Source organism: Pedobacter sp. B4-66 (assembly GCF_018492665.1).
Taxonomy (GTDB): Bacteria; Bacteroidota; Bacteroidia; order Sphingobacteriales; family Sphingobacteriaceae; genus Pedobacter.
In genome coordinates this window covers 62,680-87,059 of the sequence record NZ_JAFVME010000003.1, presented here as the reverse complement: position 1 = coordinate 87,059, position 24,380 = coordinate 62,680, and the positions used below count along the sequence as shown (strand labels likewise).

General features: G+C 36.1%; 26 protein-coding genes. 15 read left to right on the top strand and 11 right to left on the bottom strand.

The annotated features are described in order from the left end of the window. Positions 1–29: 29 nt before the first annotated feature. The gene (locus J1905_RS04890; RefSeq protein WP_250318002.1) at positions 30–3,080 is read right to left on the bottom strand and encodes a SusC/RagA family TonB-linked outer membrane protein; all 3,051 of its coding nucleotides are present in this window, start codon (positions 3,078–3,080) and stop codon (positions 30–32) included. 206 nt (positions 3,081–3,286) lie between these two features. Between J1905_RS04890 and J1905_RS04885 the strand changes: the two genes are divergently transcribed. Further along, the gene (locus J1905_RS04885; RefSeq protein WP_214226119.1) at positions 3,287–4,036 is read left to right on the top strand and encodes a DeoR/GlpR family DNA-binding transcription regulator; all 750 of its coding nucleotides are present in this window, start codon (positions 3,287–3,289) and stop codon (positions 4,034–4,036) included. 66 nt (positions 4,037–4,102) lie between these two features. On the opposite strand, the gene J1905_RS04880 is transcribed toward J1905_RS04885, so the two are convergent. The 6 genes from J1905_RS04880 to J1905_RS04855 all read right to left on the bottom strand — a co-directional run bounded on the left by J1905_RS04880 (position 4,103) and on the right by J1905_RS04855 (position 10,736). Then, positions 4,103–4,867 (bottom strand): hypothetical protein, encoded by a 765-nt coding sequence (locus tag J1905_RS04880; RefSeq protein ID WP_214226118.1) that lies wholly within the window; start codon positions 4,865–4,867, stop codon positions 4,103–4,105. Between the two features lie 121 nt (positions 4,868–4,988). Beyond that, positions 4,989–5,330 (bottom strand): hypothetical protein, encoded by a 342-nt coding sequence (locus tag J1905_RS04875; RefSeq protein WP_214226117.1) that lies wholly within the window; start codon positions 5,328–5,330, stop codon positions 4,989–4,991. Between the two features lie 47 nt (positions 5,331–5,377). Then, positions 5,378–7,798, bottom strand: coding sequence for a DUF5916 domain-containing protein (locus J1905_RS04870; RefSeq protein WP_250318001.1), 2,421 nt, complete (start codon positions 7,796–7,798; stop codon positions 5,378–5,380). A gap of 65 nt (positions 7,799–7,863) precedes the next feature. Beyond that, positions 7,864–8,385 carry a hypothetical protein gene (locus J1905_RS04865; protein WP_214226116.1) on the bottom strand — a complete coding sequence of 174 codons (522 nt, stop codon included), beginning with the start codon at positions 8,383–8,385 and terminating at the stop codon, positions 7,864–7,866. After that, on the bottom strand, positions 8,382–9,551 hold the full coding sequence (locus tag J1905_RS04860) for an SGNH/GDSL hydrolase family protein (RefSeq protein WP_214226115.1): 1,170 nt from the start codon (positions 9,549–9,551) through the stop codon (positions 8,382–8,384). The genes J1905_RS04865 and J1905_RS04860 overlap by 4 nt, the downstream gene beginning before the upstream one ends. Positions 9,552–9,707: 156 nt before the next feature. Next, on the bottom strand, positions 9,708–10,736 hold the full coding sequence (locus J1905_RS04855; protein ID WP_214226114.1) for a glycoside hydrolase family 18 protein: 1,029 nt from the start codon (positions 10,734–10,736) through the stop codon (positions 9,708–9,710). A 115-nt stretch (positions 10,737–10,851) separates the two neighbouring features. Between J1905_RS04855 and J1905_RS04850 the strand changes: the two genes are divergently transcribed. The 8 genes from J1905_RS04850 (at position 10,852) to J1905_RS04815 (ending at position 17,766) form a co-directional block, all read left to right on the top strand. Further along, positions 10,852–12,108 (top strand): hypothetical protein, encoded by a 1,257-nt coding sequence (locus tag J1905_RS04850; protein ID WP_214226113.1) that lies wholly within the window; start codon positions 10,852–10,854, stop codon positions 12,106–12,108. Positions 12,109–12,169: 61 nt separating this feature from the next. Beyond that, on the top strand, positions 12,170–14,080 hold the full coding sequence (locus J1905_RS04845; RefSeq protein WP_214226112.1) for an ATP-dependent DNA helicase: 1,911 nt from the start codon (positions 12,170–12,172) through the stop codon (positions 14,078–14,080). Next, positions 14,081–14,791 (top strand): DUF92 domain-containing protein, encoded by a 711-nt coding sequence (locus J1905_RS04840; RefSeq protein ID WP_214226111.1) that lies wholly within the window; start codon positions 14,081–14,083, stop codon positions 14,789–14,791. A gap of 20 nt (positions 14,792–14,811) precedes the next feature. Continuing rightward, on the top strand, positions 14,812–15,051 hold the full coding sequence (locus J1905_RS04835) for a hypothetical protein (protein WP_173087447.1): 240 nt from the start codon (positions 14,812–14,814) through the stop codon (positions 15,049–15,051). A 268-nt stretch (positions 15,052–15,319) separates the two neighbouring features. Further along, complete coding sequence (locus tag J1905_RS04830) at positions 15,320–15,709, top strand: hypothetical protein (protein ID WP_214226110.1); 390 nt, start codon at positions 15,320–15,322, stop codon at positions 15,707–15,709. Positions 15,710–15,792: 83 nt separating this feature from the next. After that, complete coding sequence (locus tag J1905_RS04825; RefSeq protein WP_214226109.1) at positions 15,793–16,356, top strand: hypothetical protein; 564 nt, start codon at positions 15,793–15,795, stop codon at positions 16,354–16,356. Further along, positions 16,329–17,138: a sensor histidine kinase gene (locus J1905_RS04820; RefSeq protein ID WP_214226108.1), complete on the top strand. Its 810-nt coding sequence runs from the start codon at positions 16,329–16,331 to the stop codon at positions 17,136–17,138. The genes J1905_RS04825 and J1905_RS04820 overlap by 28 nt, the downstream gene beginning before the upstream one ends. Continuing rightward, positions 17,131–17,766 (top strand): response regulator transcription factor, encoded by a 636-nt coding sequence (locus J1905_RS04815; RefSeq protein WP_214226107.1) that lies wholly within the window; start codon positions 17,131–17,133, stop codon positions 17,764–17,766. The genes J1905_RS04820 and J1905_RS04815 overlap by 8 nt, the downstream gene beginning before the upstream one ends. Here the strand turns inward: J1905_RS04815 and J1905_RS04810 are convergent. Next, positions 17,761–19,128 (bottom strand): PhoPQ-activated pathogenicity-related family protein, encoded by a 1,368-nt coding sequence (locus J1905_RS04810; protein WP_214226106.1) that lies wholly within the window; start codon positions 19,126–19,128, stop codon positions 17,761–17,763. The two genes, J1905_RS04815 and J1905_RS04810, sit on opposite strands and share 6 nt — an antisense overlap. A 121-nt stretch (positions 19,129–19,249) precedes the next feature. On the opposite strand from J1905_RS04810, the gene J1905_RS04805 reads away from it, so the two are divergent. Further along, on the top strand, positions 19,250–19,621 hold the full coding sequence (locus J1905_RS04805; protein WP_214226105.1) for an iron chaperone: 372 nt from the start codon (positions 19,250–19,252) through the stop codon (positions 19,619–19,621). Positions 19,622–19,628: 7 nt separating this feature from the next. Here the strand turns inward: J1905_RS04805 and J1905_RS04800 are convergent, their stop codons facing one another. Beyond that, the gene (locus J1905_RS04800; RefSeq protein ID WP_214226104.1) at positions 19,629–20,096 is read right to left on the bottom strand and encodes a rhodanese-like domain-containing protein; all 468 of its coding nucleotides are present in this window, start codon (positions 20,094–20,096) and stop codon (positions 19,629–19,631) included. Positions 20,097–20,209: 113 nt separating this feature from the next. Here J1905_RS04800 and J1905_RS04795 point away from each other — a divergent pair, with 113 nt between their 5' ends. The 3 genes from J1905_RS04795 to J1905_RS04785 are packed head-to-tail and all read left to right on the top strand — an operon-like array spanning position 20,210 to position 22,425. Continuing rightward, the gene (locus J1905_RS04795) at positions 20,210–20,878 is read left to right on the top strand and encodes a class I SAM-dependent methyltransferase (RefSeq protein WP_214226103.1); all 669 of its coding nucleotides are present in this window, start codon (positions 20,210–20,212) and stop codon (positions 20,876–20,878) included. A 21-nt stretch (positions 20,879–20,899) separates the two neighbouring features. After that, on the top strand, positions 20,900–21,322 hold the full coding sequence (locus J1905_RS04790; protein WP_214226102.1) for a DUF1801 domain-containing protein: 423 nt from the start codon (positions 20,900–20,902) through the stop codon (positions 21,320–21,322). Between the two features lie 44 nt (positions 21,323–21,366). After that, positions 21,367–22,425, top strand: a complete 1,059-nt coding sequence (locus tag J1905_RS04785) for a carboxypeptidase-like regulatory domain-containing protein (protein ID WP_214226101.1) — start codon at positions 21,367–21,369, stop codon at positions 22,423–22,425. A 14-nt stretch (positions 22,426–22,439) separates the two neighbouring features. Here J1905_RS04785 and J1905_RS04780 read toward each other — a convergent pair whose 3' ends face one another. Next, positions 22,440–23,153, bottom strand: coding sequence for a YqjF family protein (locus J1905_RS04780; RefSeq protein ID WP_214226100.1), 714 nt, complete (start codon positions 23,151–23,153; stop codon positions 22,440–22,442). A 108-nt stretch (positions 23,154–23,261) separates the two neighbouring features. Between J1905_RS04780 and J1905_RS04775 the strand changes: the two genes are divergently transcribed. Both J1905_RS04775 and J1905_RS04770 read left to right on the top strand, forming a co-directional pair. Continuing rightward, positions 23,262–23,477, top strand: a complete 216-nt coding sequence (locus tag J1905_RS04775) for a hypothetical protein (protein ID WP_214226099.1) — start codon at positions 23,262–23,264, stop codon at positions 23,475–23,477. A 104-nt stretch (positions 23,478–23,581) separates the two neighbouring features. Next, the gene (locus tag J1905_RS04770) at positions 23,582–23,776 is read left to right on the top strand and encodes a cold-shock protein (RefSeq protein WP_173087421.1); all 195 of its coding nucleotides are present in this window, start codon (positions 23,582–23,584) and stop codon (positions 23,774–23,776) included. A 237-nt stretch (positions 23,777–24,013) separates the two neighbouring features. Here the strand turns inward: J1905_RS04770 and J1905_RS04765 are convergent, their stop codons facing one another. Further along, entirely contained in the window at positions 24,014–24,376 is a 363-nt protein-coding gene (locus J1905_RS04765; RefSeq protein WP_214226098.1) for a DUF2784 domain-containing protein, read from the bottom strand. Positions 24,377–24,380: the final 4 nt, after the last annotated feature.

Here is a 24,380-nt window from a genome sequence, read left to right as displayed (position 1 = left end):
TAATTTCTTTTATTATGGTTGCTGTTATACTATTTAAAATCGATTTGTAAGCCTGCGTTGAATGATCGCTGTAAAGGATAACCACCTGTTCCATCGTTAGATTCAGGATCGATGATCTTTATGTGATCCCAGGTATAGAGATTCATCCCATTCACAAAAAACCTGAGAGAACTCACTCCTATTCTGCCAGATAACCGCTGAGGTAAAGTGTAACCTATTTCAAGATTACGTAACCGGAGGTAATTTCCGTTCTTCATCCATGTAGTAGAATTCAAGAAATTATTCGGGTTATTACCTACATCAATAGCAGGGTATTTCCCATCTCTGTTCTCGGGAGTCCAACGGTTGTTGTAATACTCAGTAAGTACATTATTTACGCCTAAGCCATCATAAAAAGGCCACATAGAAGTTCCACTTAGGAAAATACTTGATTTGGCTGCCCCTGTAAAGTACAAGCTGAAGTCAAAACTTTTATAAGAAATGGTACCACCAAAACCGAATGTCATTTGAGGAAGACGAGGATAGCCAACGGGAATTTGATCATAAGAGTCAATTATCCCATCACCATTGATATCCTTGTATTTAACATCTCCTGGTCGTGGAATAGAAAAACTCTGTTTTGGGCTTGTTGCAATATCCTCCTCACTTTGAAATAGTCCTTCTGAAATGAAGGCAAAACTCTGATTCAATGGCAGGCCTTTACCAGACAGATAGGAATATCGTCGCGTAGGTTCGTCATTTTCTACGATGGTATTCTTTGCGAAAGTAAAATTACCACGCAAAGAATAGAAAAACCCACCAGATGTAGTATTCCGCATTTCTATTAATCCATCTATTCCTTTGTTTTTAATAGCTCCGATATTTCCATAAGGAATAGACCATGGAAAGAAACCAGTTACATAAGGTACTGTTTGGCGTTGCAAAAGAATGCCGGTACGATCTTCATCAAAAGCATCAACCTGTATTGTTATTTTGTCATCAAACAAACCTAGATCCAAACCAAGATTCCTTTTGGTTGCACGTTCCCAGGTTACATCCTGATTACCGATCTGATTTTCCTCCATTCCATAAAAAAGCTGTTGATCCGGACCGAATGGGTAAGATTGCCCAAGAGTTTTTACAGTACTTAAGAATAAAAAGCGTTGATTGATTTGATCATTTCCTACTTTTCCGTAAGAGGCTCGAATCTTTAAATTACTTATTGAAGGTACATTCCAGAATTTTTCATTAGAAACAACCCATCCAGCCGAGAATGCAGGAAAGAATCCAAATCGCTTACCTTTGGGAAAATTTTCAGAACCATTATACCCAAAATTAACCTCAGCCAGGTATCGGTTATCGTAATTGTAGGTAAGCCTACCAGCCAATCCCATCCTGCGGAAAGGTAGATTTGAAACTGAGTTACCCGCCGTAAGATCTACATAATCTCGCTGATTGAACAAAAGCATCGAAGTAACATTATGTTTTTCAAAAGAACGTTCGTAATTCAACTGAGTTTCCATGTAGATCGCTCGGTTACTTCCATTCTCTGTAAAATAACCCAATGGTTTTTCTTCTCTAAATGGAGCACTATATAAATCCTCTCCTGTATCCGGATCTTTACCGAGATATCGTTTTACTTCAAATTCCTTTATCCTTACATTATTTGTCTGACTATAGCGATCATAGGAAAATAAGCCTCTCAATGACAATCCTTTGGTAACCAGTTCAGACATGTCCCATCTAGCGGCAAAGGTTCCCTGTAAGGTACTCCTATCTTGTGTACTATAACCTGATTGAGAAACCCTTCCCCATGGATTCCATCCTACAAAAGTTTGGGCACCACCAGGTGTTCCATCAGGATTAGTAACCGGGAATGCAATTGGTGATATAACTTTTAAAGATTGAAAAATATCTGGAGCTGAGAATCCCGGGTAATTACCGTTCTGAATAATACCGCCCAATCCGAGTTGCATGGTAAGACTTTTTGAGAGATTCAGGTCGACATTGCTTCTGAAATTGTAGCGTTTTATATTGGCATTTGTATTGAATTTATTGGTGGCATCTTGTTTATAGATCCCATTTTGAAGTGTGTAACCCACATTCGTATAGTATTTAATGATCTCGTTGCCACCAGTTACACTAAGGTTGTTGATGGTTTGCCAGGTATCTCTTTTTAATACAGCGTCAGTCCAGTTTGAGTTAGGATATAAATAAGGGTCTGATCCATTCCCAAATTTCTCAAGCTCTTCAGCTGACCATCTCGGTTGTTCACCTGAGAACACTCTTGCCTCATTCATTAGTGAAGCATATTGCTGACCATTAATGTATTCCGGTAATCTTAAAGCATGCAAAGCCGCAGCTTCAGTACGGAAGGTTACGGCAGGTTTTCCTGTAACTCCACGCTTGGTACTGATAAGAATAACACCATTAGCGCCACGAACCCCATAAACTGCAGTAGCAGAGGCATCTTTTAATATGGTAAAGCTCTCAATTTCTTGTGCATTGATGTTGTTCATGTCTCGCTCAACCCCATCTATCAATATCAGCGGAGCATTGTTTCCAAACGTAGATAACCCTCGTATATAAACTTGTGCTGCATCATAACCTGGCTCTCCACTTGCCTGACGGGTAATTATTCCTGGCAATTTACCTGCAATTGCATTAGATAATGCTGGTGTTGAAACCCGCTGAATCTCTTTAACAGAAATTGAAGATAATGAACCCGTAACTGAAATTTTCTTTTGTATGCCATAACCAACTACAGTTACCTCATTCAATTTATTCTCCTCGTCGGGTTCTAGCTTAACTTTAAGCTCCTGCAATTTGCCAACCTTAATGGTTTTGTTTTTATAACCAATAAAAGAAAACTGAAGGGTATCATTTTCAGAAGCCACCGAAAGAGAAAACTTACCCTTTTCGTCAGTAACAGTTCCCTGTGCGCTACCTAGTAGCCTTACAGAGACCCCAGGTATGGGTTCATTTTTTTCATCAACTACCTCACCTCGGATGATGCGGTCGGCAGTTTGAAGTGGCCAACTTTTGGCTTTTGCATCTGTTACCAGGAACAGAATGATCATAAATGCTAAAATTTTATTCATACAGTTGTTTGGTTTAGTTATATTGAAAACGCAAAAAAGCAGCACAAAAAAAGATAAAACTGATTAATGACTTATCCAAATTGATCAAATCATCCTATTTGCGGTTTTTATGCGTTTTACTACACAAGTATAACCGCAAATAAAATAACATCCAAATATTTAACAGAAAAAAAAATTACTTTTGTCAAATCCGTTAAAAATTGCATATGCGAAAAGAAGAAAGACACAAGCTGATTATGAGGGAAATCAACCTCCACAATAAGGTTCTATCTGCAGATTTGAGCACCTTACTGAACATCTCTGATGACACTGTTCGACGTGATCTAAAGGAGTTAGCTGAATCAGGCAAAGTATTAAAGGTTCATGGAGGTGCTGCGAGTAAGTCTTTTGTTGCTCCCTTTAATTTGCAAAACGAAGTATATGCCCTTGCAGAAAAGAAAAAAATTGCAGAAAAGGCACTCAAGTTGATCAAAAATGACATGGTTGTTCTCACTGAAGGCGGAACAACTATTCTGGAATTGGCTAAAATGATTCCAAAAAGCTTAAAGGCAACCTTCTTTACTGTTAGTCCGCAGGCAGCCATAACCCTATCAGAGCACAGTAATCTAGAGGTGATTACCATAGGTGGGAAACTCAGCAAAAACGCAAACCTGCATACAGGAACAAGTGTTATTAACCAGCTATCTGATCTTAAAGTGGACCTTTGCCTGCTCGGCGCGAATGCATTTTCAGTTGAAGAAGGCCTTACAGACATGGATTGGGAGATTGTACAGGTTAACAAGGCTATCGTAAATGCTTCAAGAAAAGTTGCGGTTTTGGCTATTGCAGAAAAACTGAATACATCTCAACGAATAAGGATCTGTCCGCTTAACCGAATAAATTACTTAATTACGGAACTACCTCCAGAGAGCCCTTTCCTTTCCAATTTCAGAAATGACGATTTGAAATTACTTTAATGTATACTCAAGTTACCTCTGAAATCTGTTTACCAGAAGTAACTTGAGTATTCTTTTTAAAGATTACTAACGATTGTAAGCATCCACGGCGTTTTCCAGATGGCGCGAACCTGATAACTGTATAGAATATCCTCCAGCTACAAAACCAAGCCCTAGCCCCAGAAACACTAAGGTAGATGTAAAATTGGGTCCTTTTGCATTCATGTCAAAACCTTGTCCACCAAACCCCTCACGTTCAAATTTTGCTTTTTGACTTGTGCCTTTAACTATAAAAGAAAATATCCCTGCAACAAGTGATGCTCCTGCAGCCGCATACATTATTTTACTCGTATTCATACTTCTCCTATAACCTTGTAGAAAATCCATACTTTGGGTATTATCTGCCATATCATTTTTTAAATTACTATAACTCACTTTCTTAAGGTTATCAAGCTCCTTATTATAATACATTCGAAGGTTAACAGCCGGCTCCCTTCTACCCCTATATCGGTATTCCCTCCCATACATAAACTGGTCGTATGGAATCTCTTGATAAACATTAATCTTGCCTTCAACAATACGCTCAGAAAATTCGGTACCACGACCGAAGCTAAGCCTCCCGCTATTGGCAAAAAAGCCATCTTCATTACTAAAGAACTTTACCAGTTCCGGCCTAACCCGTTTGGAATCGGCCTGTAGTTGCCAGGTACCTGAGAAATTGGGTCGTAGTCTAACCCTATCAGCATAAATCACAGAATCGGAATAAAGGCGGAGGAAATTTCGGGATTCGTGCTCTTGAGCACGGGAAGTCAGGCCATAACAAGCCAAGACAACCATGAGTAGTTTTTTCATAGAAGTTTACATTTGTGTGTATTCAATACTACACAAATAGAACCCAAAAGTTGCTTTGTAAACAACAAAATACATTGAGTCTGAGCAAGTTTATTTCATAATGCAAATTATGCCCGAGTTTTTAGAAGGTAGATACTTTTTCGTTTCGTTCGTGATACAGATTCTTTAAAACAAAAACACAATGAAAGTCGAAAGCGCGAAACCCTTCATTTTTAACAAACACCTTCATTCTTGGTTTAATAGCTAAAAACAAGGAAGTACAATACAACTCGAAATTATTTAACACAAATTTCTTTTGGTAGTCTGGAGACAGCCCATTAAAATCAAAAGTTAAAGCCTTGTTATTTAATACGATTAAATGATCAAAACGAGTCAAAGCTTTACTTAAATGCTTGTTTTCCGTAATCCAACCCGACATCAAGCGGTTAAATGAGAAAATTTGTTCTTCTGATAGCTTTACCATAACCACAAAACTACTCAAACTTATGTTATTGAGATTTTTAAGGAGCTTTATTTTCTTTTCTTGCGGAGGTTTAGATAATCGATGTAGTATAAAACCTTTACAGACAGACTGGTATTTTGCGGTGCAGACAGAATGTTTTCCAAATTTCTGTTATATCGTTGAGTATAAAAATTATCATTTGTTTCGGCAGCTTGCTTATATGATAAAGTCATTTCACTACCAGGTGCAAATTGCCATGTATAGATTAAATCGACGTTGAAAACATTGTAATTTCTATCAGTTCCAGTTAGTGGCTCCCCTTGATAAGCAGTTAATGTTCCCTGATTTGTTAGCAGATAAAATTCTTTATTTCTCCTATCACTCCAATAATGTCGAACCACCACCGAAACTCCCATTTTATTACTGAAAGAGTATTTTGCATCAAAAGAGTTTTCGACTGTGTTCCGGTTATAACGAGAGAAGATAGCCTGATCTCCCTGTGCCTTAATCCAGCTCACATAGTTGTAATTTGGGTTAAAATTCAAATCCAGACCGAAAGCAATTCTATCATTTAGTCTTAAATTTTGGAAGAAATAGAAGTTATACTCCTGTCCATTAAAAAGTTCCCTTCTAAAGTATTTTACATTTCCACCAAAATTATATGCTTTGGCCCTATTAGGATTTACATAAACTGACGCGCCGAATTTAGCAGGAGCTTTATACACCTGTCCATTTCTGGATTCATAAAAATCATTCCCTTCTGCACCATATTCCAAATCCGTTTCAACCGACCAAAAGCTTTTAAACTGCACCCAGGATCCAGTAACAATCCCAAAGCGCTGATAGTCGCCTGGATTAACGCGCCTTGAATATTCTATATTAAACCAGCTTTCCAATTGATTGTACCATGAAGTGGGCTTATAATTATTATATCCAAAACTTAAATGCTGGTCTAAAAAATTATTATTCGTAAAGAACCCCATATCAGACTTATCAAATTTGTCATCAGCATATACTTGATTATAACTCCACCTGAAATTTCCACTTTGCTTACCTCCTTTGAATTCATAATTGAATCCTGTACGACTGCCAGTCCCTTTTATATAACTCATTTTACCTGCTCCATTAAAAAAATAAACGTTCTTCTTATCATTTAGGTTAAATAGTAAAGCGCTTACATTGGCGTCATAAGCAACACCTTGCCTTAAAACATTGGTATTGATAAAAGTTGCAGAACTGTTGTTTTTTAGAGATTGATCGAGCACCAGGATATTATAATTAGTTAATGGTTGAGTCTCGATCTCTTGTGTGTTTCCTTCCTGATCTTTAACCTCAGTTTGCATGGCTTTAGTGATAGCATTAAAAACACCAATACCCAGTCCTCCTGCCGTACGTCCGGAGATTTTGGTAGCATTTAATACTTTGGCTTCACTTTGATCTTTAATGATTGTTTCAGAACTGTTTATTTTAGAGTAATCATAATATTTTGGAATGGAGCCAATACGTTTTGAATAAAACAGATCACCTTTGTTAAACAATTCAGTTCCTTCGGTAAAGAACTGTCGGTTTTCATTAAACTTCACTTCAAATGGTGTTAGGTTTAGAATTCTGTTGTCAGACTGTACTTGCCCAAAATCTGGAACCAACGTCATATCCAATGTAAAACTATTGCTAATACCATATTTTACATCCATACCTCCATTAAAACGCGCTGTTGTATTTTTTATTCCAGGAATATTAGCGGGATAGTTATTTACATAAGCAGAAAGATATGGGGAAAAGGACAAGCGTAAGGGAGGTTTTATATCCTTAACTCCCATCCAAAGCCCTTCTTGATTCATGAAACCATTTACATTAGGACTAACAAAATTCCAAAAGGTCTGAACATTGGACCGTTGTATACGACGGCTAAAGTTTAAGCCCCAGTTTTGAATATCCTTTGCTGAAAAACGCAAAGCAGAGTAAGGGATTTTTATTTCGCAAGTCCATCCTTTGTCGTCAATTTTCACGGCACTCTCCCAAACAGCATTCCAGTTAGGATCTTCATCGCCAATTTGTGAATATTTAGCATCGAACTGAACTCCCGCAGCTGTTACAAAAAAGCCATTACCGTTCATTTTATCGTAAAATGGATCGAATACGATAGAGATAAAATCAGCATTACCGATATTATCACGAGAGACCAATTCATGAGAAACACTATCCGGATGATCGTACATTCGCGCATAAACGTAAACAGCGGCATCATCGTACAACACCTTCATTTCTGTGCGTTTGTCCTTACCTTCTACTCTACCCGGCACAGGTCTGATTTCAAAAAAATCTGTAGCTATTGGAACATTCACCCAACAATGATCATCAAGGCTACCATCTATTTTTGGGCTTTCAGTAGTTCTTACCGCTTGCAACTGTTTTTGCACAGAAGGATCTTGTGCCTGACACATCAAGCTGTATAAAAACAAGAAGAACAGAATTAGGTAAGGTTTCATTTAAAGCGGTTAATGTCAATAAGACACCGCTAGATTATAAATGTTGCATGATAAATCATTGAACTCTATACAAGCTTCTCAGTCCTATCTTTTCGTTTCATTGTTAACAAGGAAATCAGGAAAACCAATATGGCAAATCCAATTAAACCAAACTTTACTAATGATAGCCAATTAGTTGCCCAGTATTCGGACTCTGAACCTATATGCTGAAAATTATGTAGAATCCTAACGTTCTCTATAAAATCTAGTAGCCCTGCCAAGACAGTAATAAAAAGATTAAAACGTAATAACTCATTAAACAACATTCTCTGCTCCCGCTGCATTTGCCAGTTGGACATTGAAATGATGAGCGAAACATAGGTGAAAATAAAAAGAAAATCTAATCTGGTATGATTGCGGGCAACATCCAGCAGCATTAACTCTCCGTAATGACATTGATGCCACTCTTTTAGAATTTGTACACCAAGTTCAGTGTTTGCCAGTTCAAGATGTACGATCCCATAGTTACTGTTTTTAATTAGGATATGATCCTGAAAACCCAAAATCGAAACCACAATAATAAATATAATCCAGAGCAAGGTTTTCATATTTTTTCGATTGAAGGAGGAACCTCATAAACCAATCCATTTGCGGATGGCACACCATTAATACAGTCTATAAATACTTTCCCGACCTTCCTGAAATTCTCAGGTAGCGGATGGAGCTCATCTGTCCAGCCATCTCTCCCAATTGCACCTCTGGAGTCTATATGAAAGACGCAGTCATAACCAACTATCTCTTTAAAAAATTGTCCTGTTTCAATCATCATTTCATTAAAGAGATAGATCATGGAATACATAATGTCCTCTTGTATATTAGAATCAGAAATTCCCCTTAAATCCAATGGCGTTTTCAACCAGCTGCCATGCCCAAGAAACATCCTTGCAAACGGCATATACCAACGCCAGGGCTTAAACCCGAAGCCTAATTTCCTACTTGGTATTACATAATCATAGCCCTGAGTGATGATCTTGATATTTGGAAATTTACCATTGGCTGGATTTCCAGTTCCGGAGGTGAGGATGCCATTAAAAAGAGTGTAATATTGAAGCTGAAAAAACATCAATAATGCGAAGAAGTCTTTAGATAGAAATTTAAGCCCTCTATTGAACTTATGCGGATCAAATTCTGTTTTGGATTTGCGCATCACTCCCTGAGCCCATGGACTATTGATGAATTCATCTGATTCTCCTTTCGGATCTACCATGGCTGCAATTCTATTACTACCTACCAAATCGTTCCCACCTCCACTTATAATGAATACATCAGGATGCATAGTTGAAAGCTGCTCAACATACCTTCTCGCACTAAGCATGTTCAATAACCAATCTCCACCGGAGGCCAGACTATAAACAGCCATATTCTTCTCCATACCTATCCAATCGATGACATCACTCAATAAAATCGGATAATTAAACCAGGAATCTCCTTCTACAAGTATTACTTTATTGCTAGCATTTTTTCGAAAACCATCCTTAATTTTGCTTAGGAACTTACCATTACGCTGGCTGTTTTTTACCGCATCAATTTTTGCCATTAAAGGTCCTAGTGCCGCAATCTTCCTAACCTGTGTATCATTTAAATCATATATTCGTTGAATAATGAGAGATAGATCCTGCTCATTAACGGCTGCAAGAAGTGAGTGAAATCCCGCAAGGGAGATTCTATTAGCAAGCAATTCCTTAATGAAAACTTCCTTTAGTGCCGACGTCATACCAAATGGTTTAAGCTAATCTAATTTACCATAATTAATTCAATTAAGATATTACTATAATTAGATTCAAAAGATACTACTAAACCAGAAAAAGATGACTTTTTCTTCTACGGTGAAAGAGCTAAAACACTAGAGAAAGAACAATAATCAATGCAGTTACTTCCCTTTAACTCCTGAATAAACTGCATTACGTAATTCTCCATCTTCAGTATCCGCTGTATAATCCCAATACATAGCACCCAACATCCCCTTATCCAACAGATAAGTACATTTTATAGCAATGGACTGCGGGTTTTCATAGGTTAATACAAATTCACCAGCATCATTAGTCAGGTACGGAGCTTTAGCTACATCATCCCATTTTTTGGTATAGCCATTTAATTTTACGATGTCTTTATAATCTATGTACCAGGCAATATCTCCTTTTCCATGACCATAAAATGGAATCCCAAGAACTAACTTATTAGCTGGAACACCTGCATTTAGATGTGCAGTAACCCCTTCATCAACACTAATATCCTTAGTGTATTCTGAGTGATAAAGTCCTGCATGATGATTGGGAGGAGTTCCCATATCATAAGTCATTACATTTACAAAATCTACTATTGGTGTTATGGCTTTAAAATCGATGTATTTTGCATTTGAAACAGAGGCTAGTGTAAGTAGTTTTTTCTTGCCAATTTTATTTCTGATTCCCGACATTAATAAAGTGTAGTTTTTGGTATCATCTGGAGATGAAGATATTCCAGCTTCTGAACTAGTTGGATATTCCCAATCTATATCTATTCCATCTAGGTTAAATGCGTTTACTACGCGTTGGCAATCCTCTACAAATTTATTTCTATTTTCTTCTGACGCAGCCATTTCACTAAATCTGCCACTTTTCCATCCACCTATTGAAAGCAATACTTTTAATGCAGGATACTTTGCCTTTAATGCTGTAATATCTTTCAAACGACCTTCATTCTCAATAGTCACTCCATCAAATGTTTTATTTACATGGCCAAAAGCATAATTGATATGCGTTACAAGTTTTGGATCAGGTAAAACCTTACCCCATGATGTAACATAAGCTACAATTACCTTATTCTTAGTGCTTTTTTTAGGGGTTTCTTTTTGTTGGGCATTTGCTGTACTTAATATTGTTGTAAGTAATGCCCCCGCAATGATGTAAATAAGTTTCATGGTTAAATTGGTTTAGGTGCCTAAATTTAGAAAAAACACGCTTCTTATCCACCAAGATAACAACTATTTTCTTACTTTAACGATTGCTTATTGTAATTACAACCGAAAACAAAACATGATCAAATACGTCTCTCTCATTTCAACCAGATTCCTGTTTTTACTTTGTTCTTTTTTTGTTTTATGCTTTAACAATGGAGGTTTACCATTCCTATATTATATTGAAAGATACACCACACCTGCCCTTCAATCTTTCATTCCATGGTTTGCCCAGAAATATTTAAATCTTCCAGAACCAATTACTGTTTTCACTAATGGTAGCGGAGACACCACTTACAATTATGTGCTATTGCTCTGTGTATTATTAATCGCTTTGTTTGGAACATTTATATGGTCGATTTTAGATAGAAAACGAAAGAGTCACGACCAACTCTTTTACTGGCTTACCGTTTTGCTTAGATTCTATGTAGGTTTTATGTTAGTCCACTATGCTATTGCTAAACTCAACGAAGGCCAATTCCCTTCCCTCTATCTTAGTCAGCTTTCAACTACTTATGGAGAGTCATCCCCAATGGGCCTTGCCTGGCGATTTTTAGGATTTTCTGAGGGCTACAAATGGTTTATGTTTACAGCCGAATTGATGGGTGTTTTATTGTTTTTCAGAAGGACTGCTACAATAGGTGCTTTCCTATGCTTAATGACCTCAGCAAATATTATGGCCATCAACTACTTCTTTGATGTACCTGTAAAAATTATAAGCACAGCGCTTGTAGTCATGTGCCTAATCATACTGTCGCCTAACATTATAAATCTGATTAGATTTTTCTTTAAAGGTGAACTGGTAAAACTAAACCAACTAAAGGCCCCTATTTTTAAAGCGAAATGGGTACGTATTTCCAAGTTGGTATTAAAGTATGCCGCAGTATTATTGTACGCAGGAGCACCATTATCTATGGCTTTAAAAATTGCCTTGCTTGACAAAAAAGTTAACGATAAATCGCCTGTTTACGGAGCTTACACTATAGAATCATTAAAATCAGAAAAGAAAGATTCAATTCCAGATAGCTCTTTTTTAAGTCGCAAATGGAAACTTCTGATATTTGACAGAAGCACCTACGCACAGATTCATTACAATGACGATGAAACTGCCTGGTGTACCTATGGAGTTGATTCTGCATCCAAGTCTATAAGTATTGCTTTCACTGACGATCCAAAAGTAAATTATACGCTTAATTACAAATTTGTCGACAGTAATAAACTGATTCTTACAGGTAATTTATTTGGCACGCCAGCTACGATCACTTTAAATAAACAGAAATACATACTTACAGAAAGAAAGTTTCGCTGGATTAATGAACATCCTTATAACCGATAAAGCTGCCTAATACATTTCAACATTAGGTTAAACAGCAAAAAATTTCAATTAAATTTGCCATATGAGTAATGGCGGTTTTTCTAATTCAATTTTCGACAGAGTTTTATCTTTTATTGACTATACCAATCAGAATATTTTTCTGACTGGAAAAGCCGGAACAGGAAAAACAACCCTACTGAAGCGAATTAAAGAAAGTAGCTTTAAAAAAATGGCTGTGGTTGCTCCTACCGGAGTTGCCGCAATGAATGCCAAAGGAACCACAATCAATTCCTTTTTCCAATTACCTCCCGGCTCCTTTTTTCCAGGTGACATTAGTTTGGAGAACCTGCAAGCAGGTATACTTTCTATTCAATCTATGGTTTCTGATTTAAGTTATACCAAAGACAAAACAAACCTGTTTAATGAACTGGAACTGCTTGTTATTGATGAGGTATCAATGGTGCGGTGCGACTTACTTGATGTAATAGATGCTATACTAAAATCTGTCAGAAAAAACACCATGCCTTTTGGAGGTGTTCAACTCTTACTAATTGGCGATTTATATCAATTGCCACCTGTTACCAAAAGAGAAGATTGGGCTTTTCTAAGCAAAGCATACCCATCTCCTTATTTCTTTGATGCACTTGTAGTACGCAAAAACCCACTTTTACAAATAGAGCTTACCACTGTATTCAGACAAACTGAACCTGAATTCATCAATATTCTTAATGACATCAGAAACAATCAAATTAGTGAAAGTAGTTTGAATCTTTTAAATAAAAGATACGATCCTCAGTTCAGCTCGACCGATGACCTAAATCCTATTATCATTACCTCACATAATGCAGAGGCAAATACAATTAATAAAGGAAAATTGGATGAACTTACTGGTGAAGAGTATACTTTTGAGGGCGAAATTAGTGGAGAATTCAGAGATCTTGGCTTGCAGGCAGAGCAGACACTAAAACTTAAGGAAGGTGCTCAGATCATGTTCATAAAAAATGATACAGGTGATGATCGGAAATTCTACAACGGAAAAATAGGAAAAGTTAAATCCATTAAAGATGGTCAGATCTACATCTCCTTTCCGCAAGAAGATGATCTACTCTTAGAAAAGACATCATGGCAATCTTTTGAATACAAGGCCGATCCTGAAGAGGCTATTGTACAACAACAGGTAGGAGAATTTTCACAATATCCAATTAAACTAGCCTGGGCAGTAACCATCCATAAAAGTCAGGGATTAACATTTGACAATGCGGTAATTGATGCAGGAAAATCATTTGTAGCTGGTCAAGTATACGTGGCTTTAAGTCGTGTAAGGACATTAAACGGGCTAATTTTAAAGTCCAAAATCAGCACAGAGAGCTTACGGTCAAATACTGAGGTTATCAATTATATGAAACCTGCCAAAGAAGAAGAATTAGATAGTATTCTGATTACAGAACAAGAAAAATTCATTCTTCAGGTAGTACTAAACCATTTCTCGTTTAACCGAATACTTAGTGGATTGGAAACTATCAGTTCAAATTCTGAGATCATTAAATCACACCTTCCTGAGTTTAAATCTTTACTCTCGCAATTGAATAAGTCAACCACCGACCTAATTGCTTTATCAGACAGATTTCAAACACAAGTAAAACAGTTGCATAAACAAGCTGGTTTTAAAGATCAGCAGTTACTACAGGATAGAATAGAATCGGCATTGGCTTACTTCGGCAAGGAAATAACCATGCAACTTCTTAATCCTGTAAACAAAAACATAAGAATTAAGCCTAAAAACAAAATCCAACAGCAAATACAGCACTTGTTGCAAAAATTTAGACAAACAATTGAAGCAAGGATTTCCCAAATACAATATGCTTCTGGTTTATTAAAGGAGCCAATTAAACCTGAAGATTACCTTACCTGGATTAGTAAACATAAGGCAAGAACCAGTACTAAAACCAGTTCTTCTTCGACAGAGCCAACGGTTAACTTGCAATTGTTTTAAATGAACTTACTTGCTATTACTATCTTACTTATTGCCATGATGGTGATATGTGTAAGAGCCAAAAAACTAACACTTCCGGCATCCATTGCAGCAGGGCTCATTGGTTTTTTGGTATACATTGGTGCTAAAGAAAAAGGTATTCTGATGCTTGTTACCTTTTTTATTCTTAGTGTATTAGCAACATCACATAAAAAGCACCTAAAAGCCAAATATCATCCAGAAATTTCAGAGAATAAAGGAAGAAATATCGGACAGGTGTTTGCCAACGGAGGTGTTGCTGCGATACTCGGCGCTTTGGCAATTGTTGACCAGAATCATTCAGAACTCTACATTTTAATGATGGCCGCAAGCTTAGCATCTGCCCTTGCCGATACCCTATCCTCAGAACTGGGTATGGTTTATGGCAGTAGGTTTTATAACATACTAACGTTAAAAAGGGAAGCCAATGGCTTAGATGGTGTTGTTAGTATTGAAGGAACACTTATTGGTGCTTGTGGTGCTTTTGTAATTGCTTTCATTTATGTAGGTTTTGATAAAAAATGTCTTATTGTAGCTGTAGCCGGCATCCTTGGTAATCTAATAGATTCCATACTTGGGGCTACAATTGAACGAAAAAATTATGCAGGAAATAATGTGGTGAATTTTCTAAATACACTTCTGGCTTCAATACTTGCCATGGTGCTTTATTGTGTTTTTATTTCCCTAACTTAGCAGCCCCAATTAAAATCATTATGGCAGTATTACATAGAAAAGAAGAGAAAATTGAAGCAGTGTTAAGTAAACTTCCTGAGGGCTACACAGACAAAGACTTTGTGGACATGTTTATTAAACTGTATTCTAAAGATTGGGGTAAAATAAAAGCGAACTATATTAAGCAATCTCAAGACAAGGAACCTGGCACAGTAATTAAAATGCCTAAACCGGAGCTTTATTTAAAGCATCTGTTGACTAACTTTCTTGAAAATAATTAATCAGTAATCCCCCATACAGCTGTGGTTGTTACTGCCACACGAACTCAGATGTGACAGTAAAACCAAGCTTTGCAAAGAGCGTACTACGCATTTCTTTTGAATTCTAACCAGAACCAACCACTGAGAGCAAAGTTCAACAACGTAAAGCACATTAAATCTCTGTTAAAAACGGTAATACTCATAGTGTTTTAAACATAAAATACGTGAAAAACACCCTATGCTTTTAAGCTGAAGAAAGAATAAGTTTACATAAACAAACTATAACATTATGTCAAACGAAAGCAAATCTCAATTTTCAGTGACTTTTTTTAACCAGGAAGTTCCATACGAACTCGCTGATGCATGTATCGATGAGTACTTAAAAGTACCGAATACAGGTCTTCTTCCAAGAACAGATTACATAGAATTCACTAAAGATCCATTGAATGACTGGATGGATAGATTGAGCGCAACTACTGATTATAAAACGGTAAGAGTATCATTAGGAATTTATACTAAAGAATTAATCACACATTTTAAAGCAGATCCTAAATTGATTGGCAGAGTAACAGTGTTTTTCATGCCATATAATGGTGCAAATGCAGCTGAGATTACATCTGGTGTTGACAAACTTAGGGGCAAGGCGAATCCATACAACCTTGGAGAAATTCACCCTTAATGAAGTTAAGTGTACAACATTATTTCGAATTTTTGAGTTTGCTGGTGTCATTAATATACATCAAAAAGCTCAAAAGTTCTTTTATGATTTCTTTTGTACCATATCTTCTACTGGTCCTTGCAATTGAGCTTTTGGCTAAATATTTGTATGTAACCCATGCACTTAGCACGGGTTGGATGTATAATATATTGAACCTCATCTCCCATTTTTTTTATGCTTATATCTTTTATAGGTTCTCTACAGCTAAAGAGCACAAGCAAACAATTATTTTGCTGACAACAACCTACATTACATCCTCATTAATCTATTACACTTACACCTCCTTCGCTTTTAACAACTACATCATTGCTTATGGCGGAATAATTCAGGTTGTTTTTGCATGCCTGCACTTTTATGAATATTTACTTCACGACAATTACGTAAAAGAAAAACACTATTCAGCAGGATTGTGTATAGCATCCGGTGTACTTATTTTTTATTCAGGAATAACCATTTGCCTTTCGTTATACAACTACATTTTATTAAATCATCTTATGATTTTTAACACACCACTGTATAATATAATTCCGCGTTATTTAAGTATAATTTTGTATAGTTGTATATCAATAGCGCTTATCGTATGGAGAAAGCCAATGACGACATCGTAATTGCGATAATTATAGCAAGTGTTGGAGCAGTTGTACTTGCTGTGTTCACTTTGCTTTTTTTTCTTGTCTTTGTACGCAAAAAACGTATTCTTAATAAAAAAAAGGAAGAATTAACGCGCACTTACGAAAAGTTAATACTACAAACTAAACTGGAAATCCAAGAACAAACGCTTACCAATATTAGTCGTGAAATCCACGACAATATAGGCCAGGTGCTATCATTTGTTAAGCTTTCCCTTGGCACTTCCGCCAAAATGAAGGATGGAGATCAACAAGAAAAGATTAATGAGAGTGTTCAACTTATAGGCACCGTAATTAACGACTTAAGAGATTTATCAAAAAGTTTAAGCCTCGATAGAATTAAAAAGGAAGGACTTTACCAAGCCATAAAGGACGAGGTAGAACGATTAAACAGAAGTGGTATTATCTGCGCTCATGTTGTTTTAAATGGCCATCCTTTTCAGTTTAATGTACAAACCGATATGATTCTTTATAGAATTTTTCAGGAAATAGTGAACAACACTTTAAAGCACGCTGAATCAGAAACCTTAACTATCGACTTGACATATTCCTTAAATTTATTTACTTTAACACTGGAAGATAAAGGAAAAGGATTTAATACTGTTGAATTAATCAAATCTAAAGGGCAAGGGCTAGAGAACATCAAGCAAAGAGCAGCACTAATTAATGCTGAAGTTGCCGTAAATAGCACTATAGGCTCAGGTTGTTTAACCAGTATAACGTTAAAACACATTCAAGAAAATATTACCTCTGATGAGTAAAACATCGATTGCTCTTGTTGATGATCACCGTCTTTTTAGACAGGGAATTGCTTCATTAATTAATACCTTTTCAGATTATGAAGTTCTATTTGAGGCCGGAAGCGGCGAAGAATTCTGTAATAAAGTAAGTCAAAAATTCAAACCAAAAATTGTACTGCTTGATTTAAACATGCCAACCTTAAGCGGTCAGCAAACGTCAGAATGGATTAGAAAAAATCACCCTGACATATACATCATTGTTCTTTCGATGGATGGAGATGCAGAAACCGTCATTTCAATGATAAAAACAGGCATAAAAGGATATCTGCTTAAAGATTCCGATCCATTGGAATTTAAAACTGCACTAGATGCTGTTACCAACGACAATGTGTACTTCCCTCCTTTTGCTGCTCGATATATGGCCGAAAGTTTCAATAAACCTGATGAAAATATAAAACTAAACAACAGGGAAAAGGATTTTTTAAAACTGGCAAGCTCAGAACTTACTTATAAAGAAATCGCCGATAAAATGTGTGTAAGCTCCCGAACAGTTGACGGCTACCGCGACACCTTATTTGTTAAACTAAATGTAAAAAACCGTGTTGGCTTAGTATTATATGCCATTAAAAACAAATTGATAGAGCTATAATAGCTTTTTATCATCTGTCATAAACACCCTTGTACTTTCCATATATTCGCCACCTTTAGAGTCTTTATACTTTAAATTGATATAAAAAGCACGATAGCCTGAAGGAGGATACAGTTCAAGGGTACTAATTTCCGATTTAGGCTCAACATCTAATTTCTGCGAATCCCACTTATCGTTTCTAAAATCCAAATCAGGAGAATCAGCGCGCCATAAAGTGACATTTATGAGTTTATCAGCGGTCGTTTTAATATTAACCTTCACTCCTTTATCTGTCTGAGAAGACTTCCAAATACATACAGGATAAGAAGATTTAGACATGGTAAGGCCAAAAAATGAACTTAAAGTTGTCATGGCTTCCTTTCCGTCACCAAGGCTATGTCCCACATTTGGGACGTAATGAATTAGATTTTGTCCGGGAATACTGTCGTAATAATTCTTGATATTATCAATTGGCCAATACTCGTCATTTGTTCCCATCACTATCATTTTAGGCATTGTCAAAGCTTTGCGATAGGCATATGGATCAATCATAGTGGTCAAATCATTGCTACCATTAGTTCCCAAATCCTGTACAAGGCCAAGTTTAACATAATCCTCAATTTGAATACTGTAATCCTTCCAAACCTTGATCTGATAATTCATACTCACAGGCATGTTTAACATATCAATAACCATTGGTGCTATGGCTGTAACCCGTTTATCTACCGCACCGGTAAGCCATGTTGTCCAGCCACGTTTAGATGCACCCGACACAACAAACCGATTGATACTATGACGCAATTTCTGCTTTGAAAAGTCCTGAACAGCATCCATTGCACTTTTTGCCGATTTAACCATCGGAAACAACAATGGCCAACTGTAATCGCCATCTTTCTTGTAATTATGAAGCGTATAAGATATCAAAGCGTCCTCCGTTAAATCGCCATAAAGAGGTTGGTTAGGAGTTTGCTTAAGTACAGCAACAACAGCACTATTTTCTTTGGCTATAGCACTAAAACTTCTCACCAAACCATCTCCTTTGTCACTCCAATTCGGCAATCCCTCTTTATTGATGCTTCCACCTGTAATAAATAACAAAGCGCCGTCATGCTTATTTTCTTTAGGCACAATTATACTCAATTGGTGAGTCCAGGTGTATTCTCTCCATTTTTGCGAAGTAAGCAGAATGCTGTAAACAGTAATATCCTCAAGACTATAAGAATTCTTTATCTCCCATTTATACGTATTGTCTCCGTTATTCAAATAGCGAGACAACGCATTTTGAGGTGTTGTAACTGATGGTATTATTGCTGTTTGAGCATAAGTAAACAACGTAACAAAGCATAAAAACAGCGCGGAGGCGACAATCCTTTTCTGAAACATTTGCATTCATTTTATACCCTAAGATAACAAATATAAAGGCACAAATTTTTATTTGTATTTTTGATTACAGATATTTAACCAGATTTTAACACAATGTGTTTTAACCATTTAATTTATAGAAATGAAAAACAACACGGTTATTGATGAATACATTTCTGTATTCCCTGAAGAGGTTCAAGTTAAACTTCAAGAATTTAGGAAAACAGTAATTAAAGCGGCTCCAGAAGCAGAAGAAAAGATTGGCTATGGTATCCCTACTTTATTTTTAATGGGAAATTTAGTACACTTTGGTGGATTTAAAAACCATATTGGCTTTTACCCTGGACCTGAGGGTATCTCAGAATTTAAAGACCAGTTAACTGATTACGAATTATCTAAAGGAACAATAAAGTTTCCTCACAACAAGCCGCTACCCGTAGACCTAATTACTAAAATAACTCAGTTCAGGGCAGCGGAAAATCTTAAAAAAGCTTTATTAAAGAAACAAAAATAATTAAGGCCTATTTAACAGATGTAGCTAACGGATACCCCTTGCTAATCCATTCTGTTTTCAAATTAACAGTTAAATTAAGTAAATAAGCTTTTGTAAATTTTTGATTTTTTAAGAGCTGAAAGGCAGGTCTGATATTTGGGCATTTATCCATTGGGCAGCAACCGCAATACACTACAATTGCTTCATTTTTTGGAAGTCCTTTTAATACTTTACTTAGCTTTTCTACATTCAGTTTTTCGCTTGCAGCACCTAGATGCGTCGCTCCTTTAATATCCTCAACTACACCAATATTGTAAATACGTATTTTCTGCCCTTTCTCAATCATATTAGCTAAAACAGACGGCTCCATAAGTTGAGCTTTAGTCCATGGATTGCTTTGTAATTGAGCCGACGGAATTTGTTGTGCCTTAGAAAAATTTGCGTTAGCTATCAAAAAAGACAGTACAGCAATTGTTTTGAAAAGTAGGTTCTTCATGTGTTTAAATTATTTGGCCAAAATAACGATAACTCTTGACATCCTGCCCTTATATCATTACTTTTAGCTATAGTGATTTCATTTACAAATCTTTACACAATAACCATACTTTAATGAGCACAACCTGGAATGACAATGATTTAAAGGAAATGGCAAACCAGTTGAGTTCGCCTAAGGGAGAAGATGGAAAGAAAACCGGTGAGAGAATGGCAATTTCTAACCAAAACATGATTGCCCGCACCATACAGCAATTAAACCTCACAAAAGATGATCATGTTTTGGAAATTGGCCATGGGAATGGAAGTCATGTAAATGATTTGATAGCCATTGCAACAGGACTTCATTATTTTGGCATCGACATATCAGAAACAATGAATACTGAGGCAACCAAAATAAACAAGGACCTCGTTAAAAAGAATATCGTGGCTTTTGAATTGTCCAATGGTAATGATATTGATTATCCTCAGGCCTCATTTGATAAGATTTTTACAGTAAACACCATTTATTTTTGGGAGAAACCAGAGGCCTACGCCAAAGAGATATACAGAGTATTGAAACCCGGTGGAAGTTTTTGTGTTACTTTTGGCGACAAGAAATTCATGGAAAAGCTTCCCTTTACTAAATGGAAATTCCAATTGTATGATAAACATACAGTTTCGGCCCTATTAACTAATGCAGGATTTATGATTGCTGAGATAAGTGAGGAAACTGAAACTGTTAAAAGTAATATTGGCGAAACAATAGAACGTGATATTGTAATCATAAAAGCTGTAAAAGAATAATTAGACTAACTTCCCTATACTGTGGCAAAAAACAAAACTGTAGAAACAACCGGCAACGTTGTTGATTTCATTAATCTGATAGAAAATGAAACCAAAAGAGATGACAGTTTCAAAATTACTGAGATTTTTAAGGAACAAACGGGCTTTGAACCAAAAATGTGGGGTCCAAGCATTATTGGTTTTGGAACCTATCACTACAAATATGATAGTGGTCGCGAGGGTGATGCTCCTTTAGCTGCTTTCTCTCCCAGAAAAAATGCCATTTCTATATATTTAAGTTCAACCTTTGATGGTAGAGACAAATTGCTTGAAAAGTTTGGTAAGCACAAGACTACAAAAGCCTGTATTTATATAAATAAACTAAGTGATATAAATATTGAAGTGTTTAAAGAAATGATAGTGGCATCCATAAACCAATCCAAAAATTTAAATCAGGGTTGTTAGATTTAAAAGAATCTTAAACAACATACAAATTAACCGCGCTCCCCATGAAAAAATCAATTATTTTGATCCAATTCATCCTGTTTTATATTAATGTAAATGCCCAGGAAACTTTTACCATAACAGGAACTGTCACTAATGCTAAATCTGAGCAAATTGAGGCAGCAACAATATTCATAGATGGATCTCAAAAATCAACCAAAACAGATGCTAAAGGAGAATTTAAATTCTCAGGCCTTGGTCCTGGTACTTATCAGGTTGTAGTAAGCATGCTGGGTTATGGCTCCATTAAACAAAATGCGGTTGTTTTAGAAAAATCTGTCGTACTGAATTTTATATTAACAGAAAAGCAAATCGTCTTAGATGAAGTGATTATTGGTAATAATAATCAGCGAAAGAACTTTCTCAAGACATTCACTAAATATTTCATGGGGGAATCTAAAAATGCGAAGGAATGCAAGATATTAAATACAGACATCATTGATTTCTCTACAGAAAAAGATGTTTTAAAAGCAAATTCTTCGGATTTTCTCATTGTAGAAAACCGAAAACTTGGATATCGCATTAAGTATCTACTAAGGAAATTTCAATACAATAAAAAAGTAGACGCAACCATCTATGACGGAGAATCTATTTTTGAAGATATTAAGGGTTCAAAAGAAGAACAAGAGATTTGGAAGGCAAACAGGAAAATGGCATATGAAGGATCGCTTATGCACTATTTAAGGGCACTTTATAAAAACAAAACTCAGGAGGAAGGCTTCCTTACTCATGTTATCAAAAATCCTGGTTTTCCTTTAATGATCAATCCAAATCCAGTATACACAGAACAACTTATTGAACGAGTAGACAGTAATTTTATCACCTTTAAATATAAAGAGCGACTTTATACAGTTTATGACAAAAAAAAGGTTTCATCGCTTAAACTTTCAAATGTAAACTGGGAAATCATTGAAATGGACGAAACAGGTTCTGTTTTACAACTTGATGCTCAGATTGATAGTAAAGGTAGCTATGCCGGATACAAAAACCTACTGATTCAGGGATTTTGGGGTCGTAAAAGGATAGCAGATCAGCTTCCACTGGAATATAATCCGGACATATAATAAATGGCAAGCACTTAAAAGCGAATAGTATTCTTTCTTTCTACCGAAATCTCAGAACCCTCAACCAGCATTACTGAAGCTGGTTGTTGTTGATTAAGAAATTCAAATTCAGAGCCATAAACAAGTCCAAAGTCGACATCAATATCAAAAGACCTCACCTTATATTGTGCCCATCTTGGATGTTTCACTTCATACTCATTAGTCTTATCGGCGTTATATCGCGCATAACCCCAATAATGCTCTGTAATAAACTCCGTTTCAGTCCCCGTTTGAATCTCTGACAGCGCCTTATTAGCCTCAATACTAAAACTTTGCCAGCTATTTTTATACCTCCATTTATATTGAACACTACGGGTATCATCATTTTCAAGTAAGCAATGGCTCATCGGCATTGCTTCATAATTTTCATTATAAATGGTGTTTGCTACTATAGATAAAGCAAATTTTGGCACTATCTCTTTTATAAATACTACGCCACGCTTTATCACTCCATTATCGTTATACTTGATGTAGAACCGAAGGTTTACTTCTTCGAAGTTCGCATGAAACGGGATACTGAAGCCTAAAAGCTTTGTGTTTTTAAATAGAAATCCAATTAAGCTTACATAGCAGGTGTCGTTCCATAAGTCCAGCTCAGTACCTGCTGGCAAATACGGTATAAGTAAATTCTTATCGATGGCATAATTAGCAATCGCCAACTTTCGCCACTCTGCTGTTAAAAAACTCATTATGCAAAATACTAAGAAATTACGATGTAGCAACCATACTTTGAAACAAACATTTCCGCTACTATTATGTTATATACAGATTGGATAATGTAAATTAAAAAAATAGCCATGAATAAGACAATAGCTTTAGTAATGATAATTCTTGGTGTTGTAATGCTGATATGGACAGGTTTTACCTATACAAAAAAGGAAAAGGTAATAGATGCCGGCCCTATTCAGATCTCAGCTGATAGGGAAAAAAGTGTAAACTGGCCTCCTTATATAGGAGGTATCGTTTTGATTGCAGGTGTGGTTATTCTGATAACTTCAAAAAGGTCTAAATAGACCTCCTTTAAGACCGAATTGAAGAATAAATGAATATATTTTCAATAAATTGCTGTTTTTCAATAAATTAAACTTACATTTGAAAATAATTAAATTACAATATAATGCAACAAGGAACAGTAAAGTTTTTCAATGAGACAAAAGGTTTTGGATTTATCGTACCATCTAATGGTGATAGCGAAATCTTTGTACACACTTCAGGTCTAATTGACAGCATTCGTGAGAATGATTCAGTTAGCTATGACGTTGAGCAAGGTAAAAAAGGCTTAAACGCAATTAATGTTAAGATCAGTTCATAAACTCATTTTATAAATTAGAAAAAGCATCCCCTCAAAAGGATGCTTTTTTTGCTTTAAATCATTTTGTTCTGAGCAATCCTATCACCTAAGAAGGTAACATGTCAGACTCAACTCAGACTCAACTCAGACTCAGGTCAGAGTCTGTTAGACTTTTATCAAAGCAGACTTTCTACTAAGTGTCAATAGAGTCTGTTATTAGTAAGACTTTAAGTAGCCCCTCCCTACTCAAATAAGTGTCTATTTCTTTTTAATGAAATTTAAATAGACTGATAAGCACAATGCTGAGATAAAACATGAGGCAGTAGCAATATCAACAAATATAGAAGACACATCTCCCCCAGTTACATTATCGACGAAGTACTTTATAAAGGAATTCGGCAGATTAGTTGCGCCAAGTTTTTCTTTAATTTGCCACTGCCAATCGGTTATTGGACAATAGCCAAGTCCAAACCAAATACCCAATATTAGCCAAGAACCGGCTGTTAGCAGCACACAAGCAAAATGAAGCTTTCTAGTTTTCCTCCAAATCCAGCCTAATAGATTAAATCCAATAATTATTAAGTGTAATATTGTAAAAAACCAATCAAGAAACACGTACATACTA

Coding starts and splice junctions, on each gene's coding strand:
- J1905_RS04805 (WP_214226105.1), top strand. CDS start 19,250: ATGAAAAACAACACGGTTATTGATGAATACATTTCTGTATTCCCTGAA.
- J1905_RS04860 (WP_214226115.1), bottom strand. CDS start 9,551: ATGACGTCGGCACTAAAGGAAGTTTTCATTAAGGAATTGCTTGCTAAT.
- J1905_RS04850 (WP_214226113.1), top strand. CDS start 10,852: ATGATCAAATACGTCTCTCTCATTTCAACCAGATTCCTGTTTTTACTT.
- J1905_RS04870 (WP_250318001.1), bottom strand. CDS start 7,798: ATGAAACCTTACCTAATTCTGTTCTTCTTGTTTTTATACAGCTTGATG.
- J1905_RS04885 (WP_214226119.1), top strand. CDS start 3,287: ATGCGAAAAGAAGAAAGACACAAGCTGATTATGAGGGAAATCAACCTC.
- J1905_RS04835 (WP_173087447.1), top strand. CDS start 14,812: ATGGCAGTATTACATAGAAAAGAAGAGAAAATTGAAGCAGTGTTAAGT.
- J1905_RS04780 (WP_214226100.1), bottom strand. CDS start 23,153: ATGAGTTTTTTAACAGCAGAGTGGCGAAAGTTGGCGATTGCTAATTAT.
- J1905_RS04815 (WP_214226107.1), top strand. CDS start 17,131: ATGAGTAAAACATCGATTGCTCTTGTTGATGATCACCGTCTTTTTAGA.
- J1905_RS04800 (WP_214226104.1), bottom strand. CDS start 20,096: ATGAAGAACCTACTTTTCAAAACAATTGCTGTACTGTCTTTTTTGATA.
- J1905_RS04865 (WP_214226116.1), bottom strand. CDS start 8,385: ATGAAAACCTTGCTCTGGATTATATTTATTATTGTGGTTTCGATTTTG.
- J1905_RS04840 (WP_214226111.1), top strand. CDS start 14,081: ATGAACTTACTTGCTATTACTATCTTACTTATTGCCATGATGGTGATA.
- J1905_RS04830 (WP_214226110.1), top strand. CDS start 15,320: ATGTCAAACGAAAGCAAATCTCAATTTTCAGTGACTTTTTTTAACCAG.
- J1905_RS04875 (WP_214226117.1), bottom strand. CDS start 5,330: ATGGTAAAGCTATCAGAAGAACAAATTTTCTCATTTAACCGCTTGATG.
- J1905_RS04855 (WP_214226114.1), bottom strand. CDS start 10,736: ATGAAACTTATTTACATCATTGCGGGGGCATTACTTACAACAATATTA.
- J1905_RS04785 (WP_214226101.1), top strand. CDS start 21,367: ATGAAAAAATCAATTATTTTGATCCAATTCATCCTGTTTTATATTAAT.
- J1905_RS04795 (WP_214226103.1), top strand. CDS start 20,210: ATGAGCACAACCTGGAATGACAATGATTTAAAGGAAATGGCAAACCAG.
- J1905_RS04845 (WP_214226112.1), top strand. CDS start 12,170: ATGAGTAATGGCGGTTTTTCTAATTCAATTTTCGACAGAGTTTTATCT.
- J1905_RS04765 (WP_214226098.1), bottom strand. CDS start 24,376: ATGTACGTGTTTCTTGATTGGTTTTTTACAATATTACACTTAATAATT.
- J1905_RS04880 (WP_214226118.1), bottom strand. CDS start 4,867: ATGAAAAAACTACTCATGGTTGTCTTGGCTTGTTATGGCCTGACTTCC.
- J1905_RS04810 (WP_214226106.1), bottom strand. CDS start 19,128: ATGTTTCAGAAAAGGATTGTCGCCTCCGCGCTGTTTTTATGCTTTGTT.
- J1905_RS04770 (WP_173087421.1), top strand. CDS start 23,582: ATGCAACAAGGAACAGTAAAGTTTTTCAATGAGACAAAAGGTTTTGGA.
- J1905_RS04775 (WP_214226099.1), top strand. CDS start 23,262: ATGAATAAGACAATAGCTTTAGTAATGATAATTCTTGGTGTTGTAATG.
- J1905_RS04820 (WP_214226108.1), top strand. CDS start 16,329: ATGGAGAAAGCCAATGACGACATCGTAATTGCGATAATTATAGCAAGT.
- J1905_RS04825 (WP_214226109.1), top strand. CDS start 15,793: ATGATTTCTTTTGTACCATATCTTCTACTGGTCCTTGCAATTGAGCTT.
- J1905_RS04890 (WP_250318002.1), bottom strand. CDS start 3,080: ATGAATAAAATTTTAGCATTTATGATCATTCTGTTCCTGGTAACAGAT.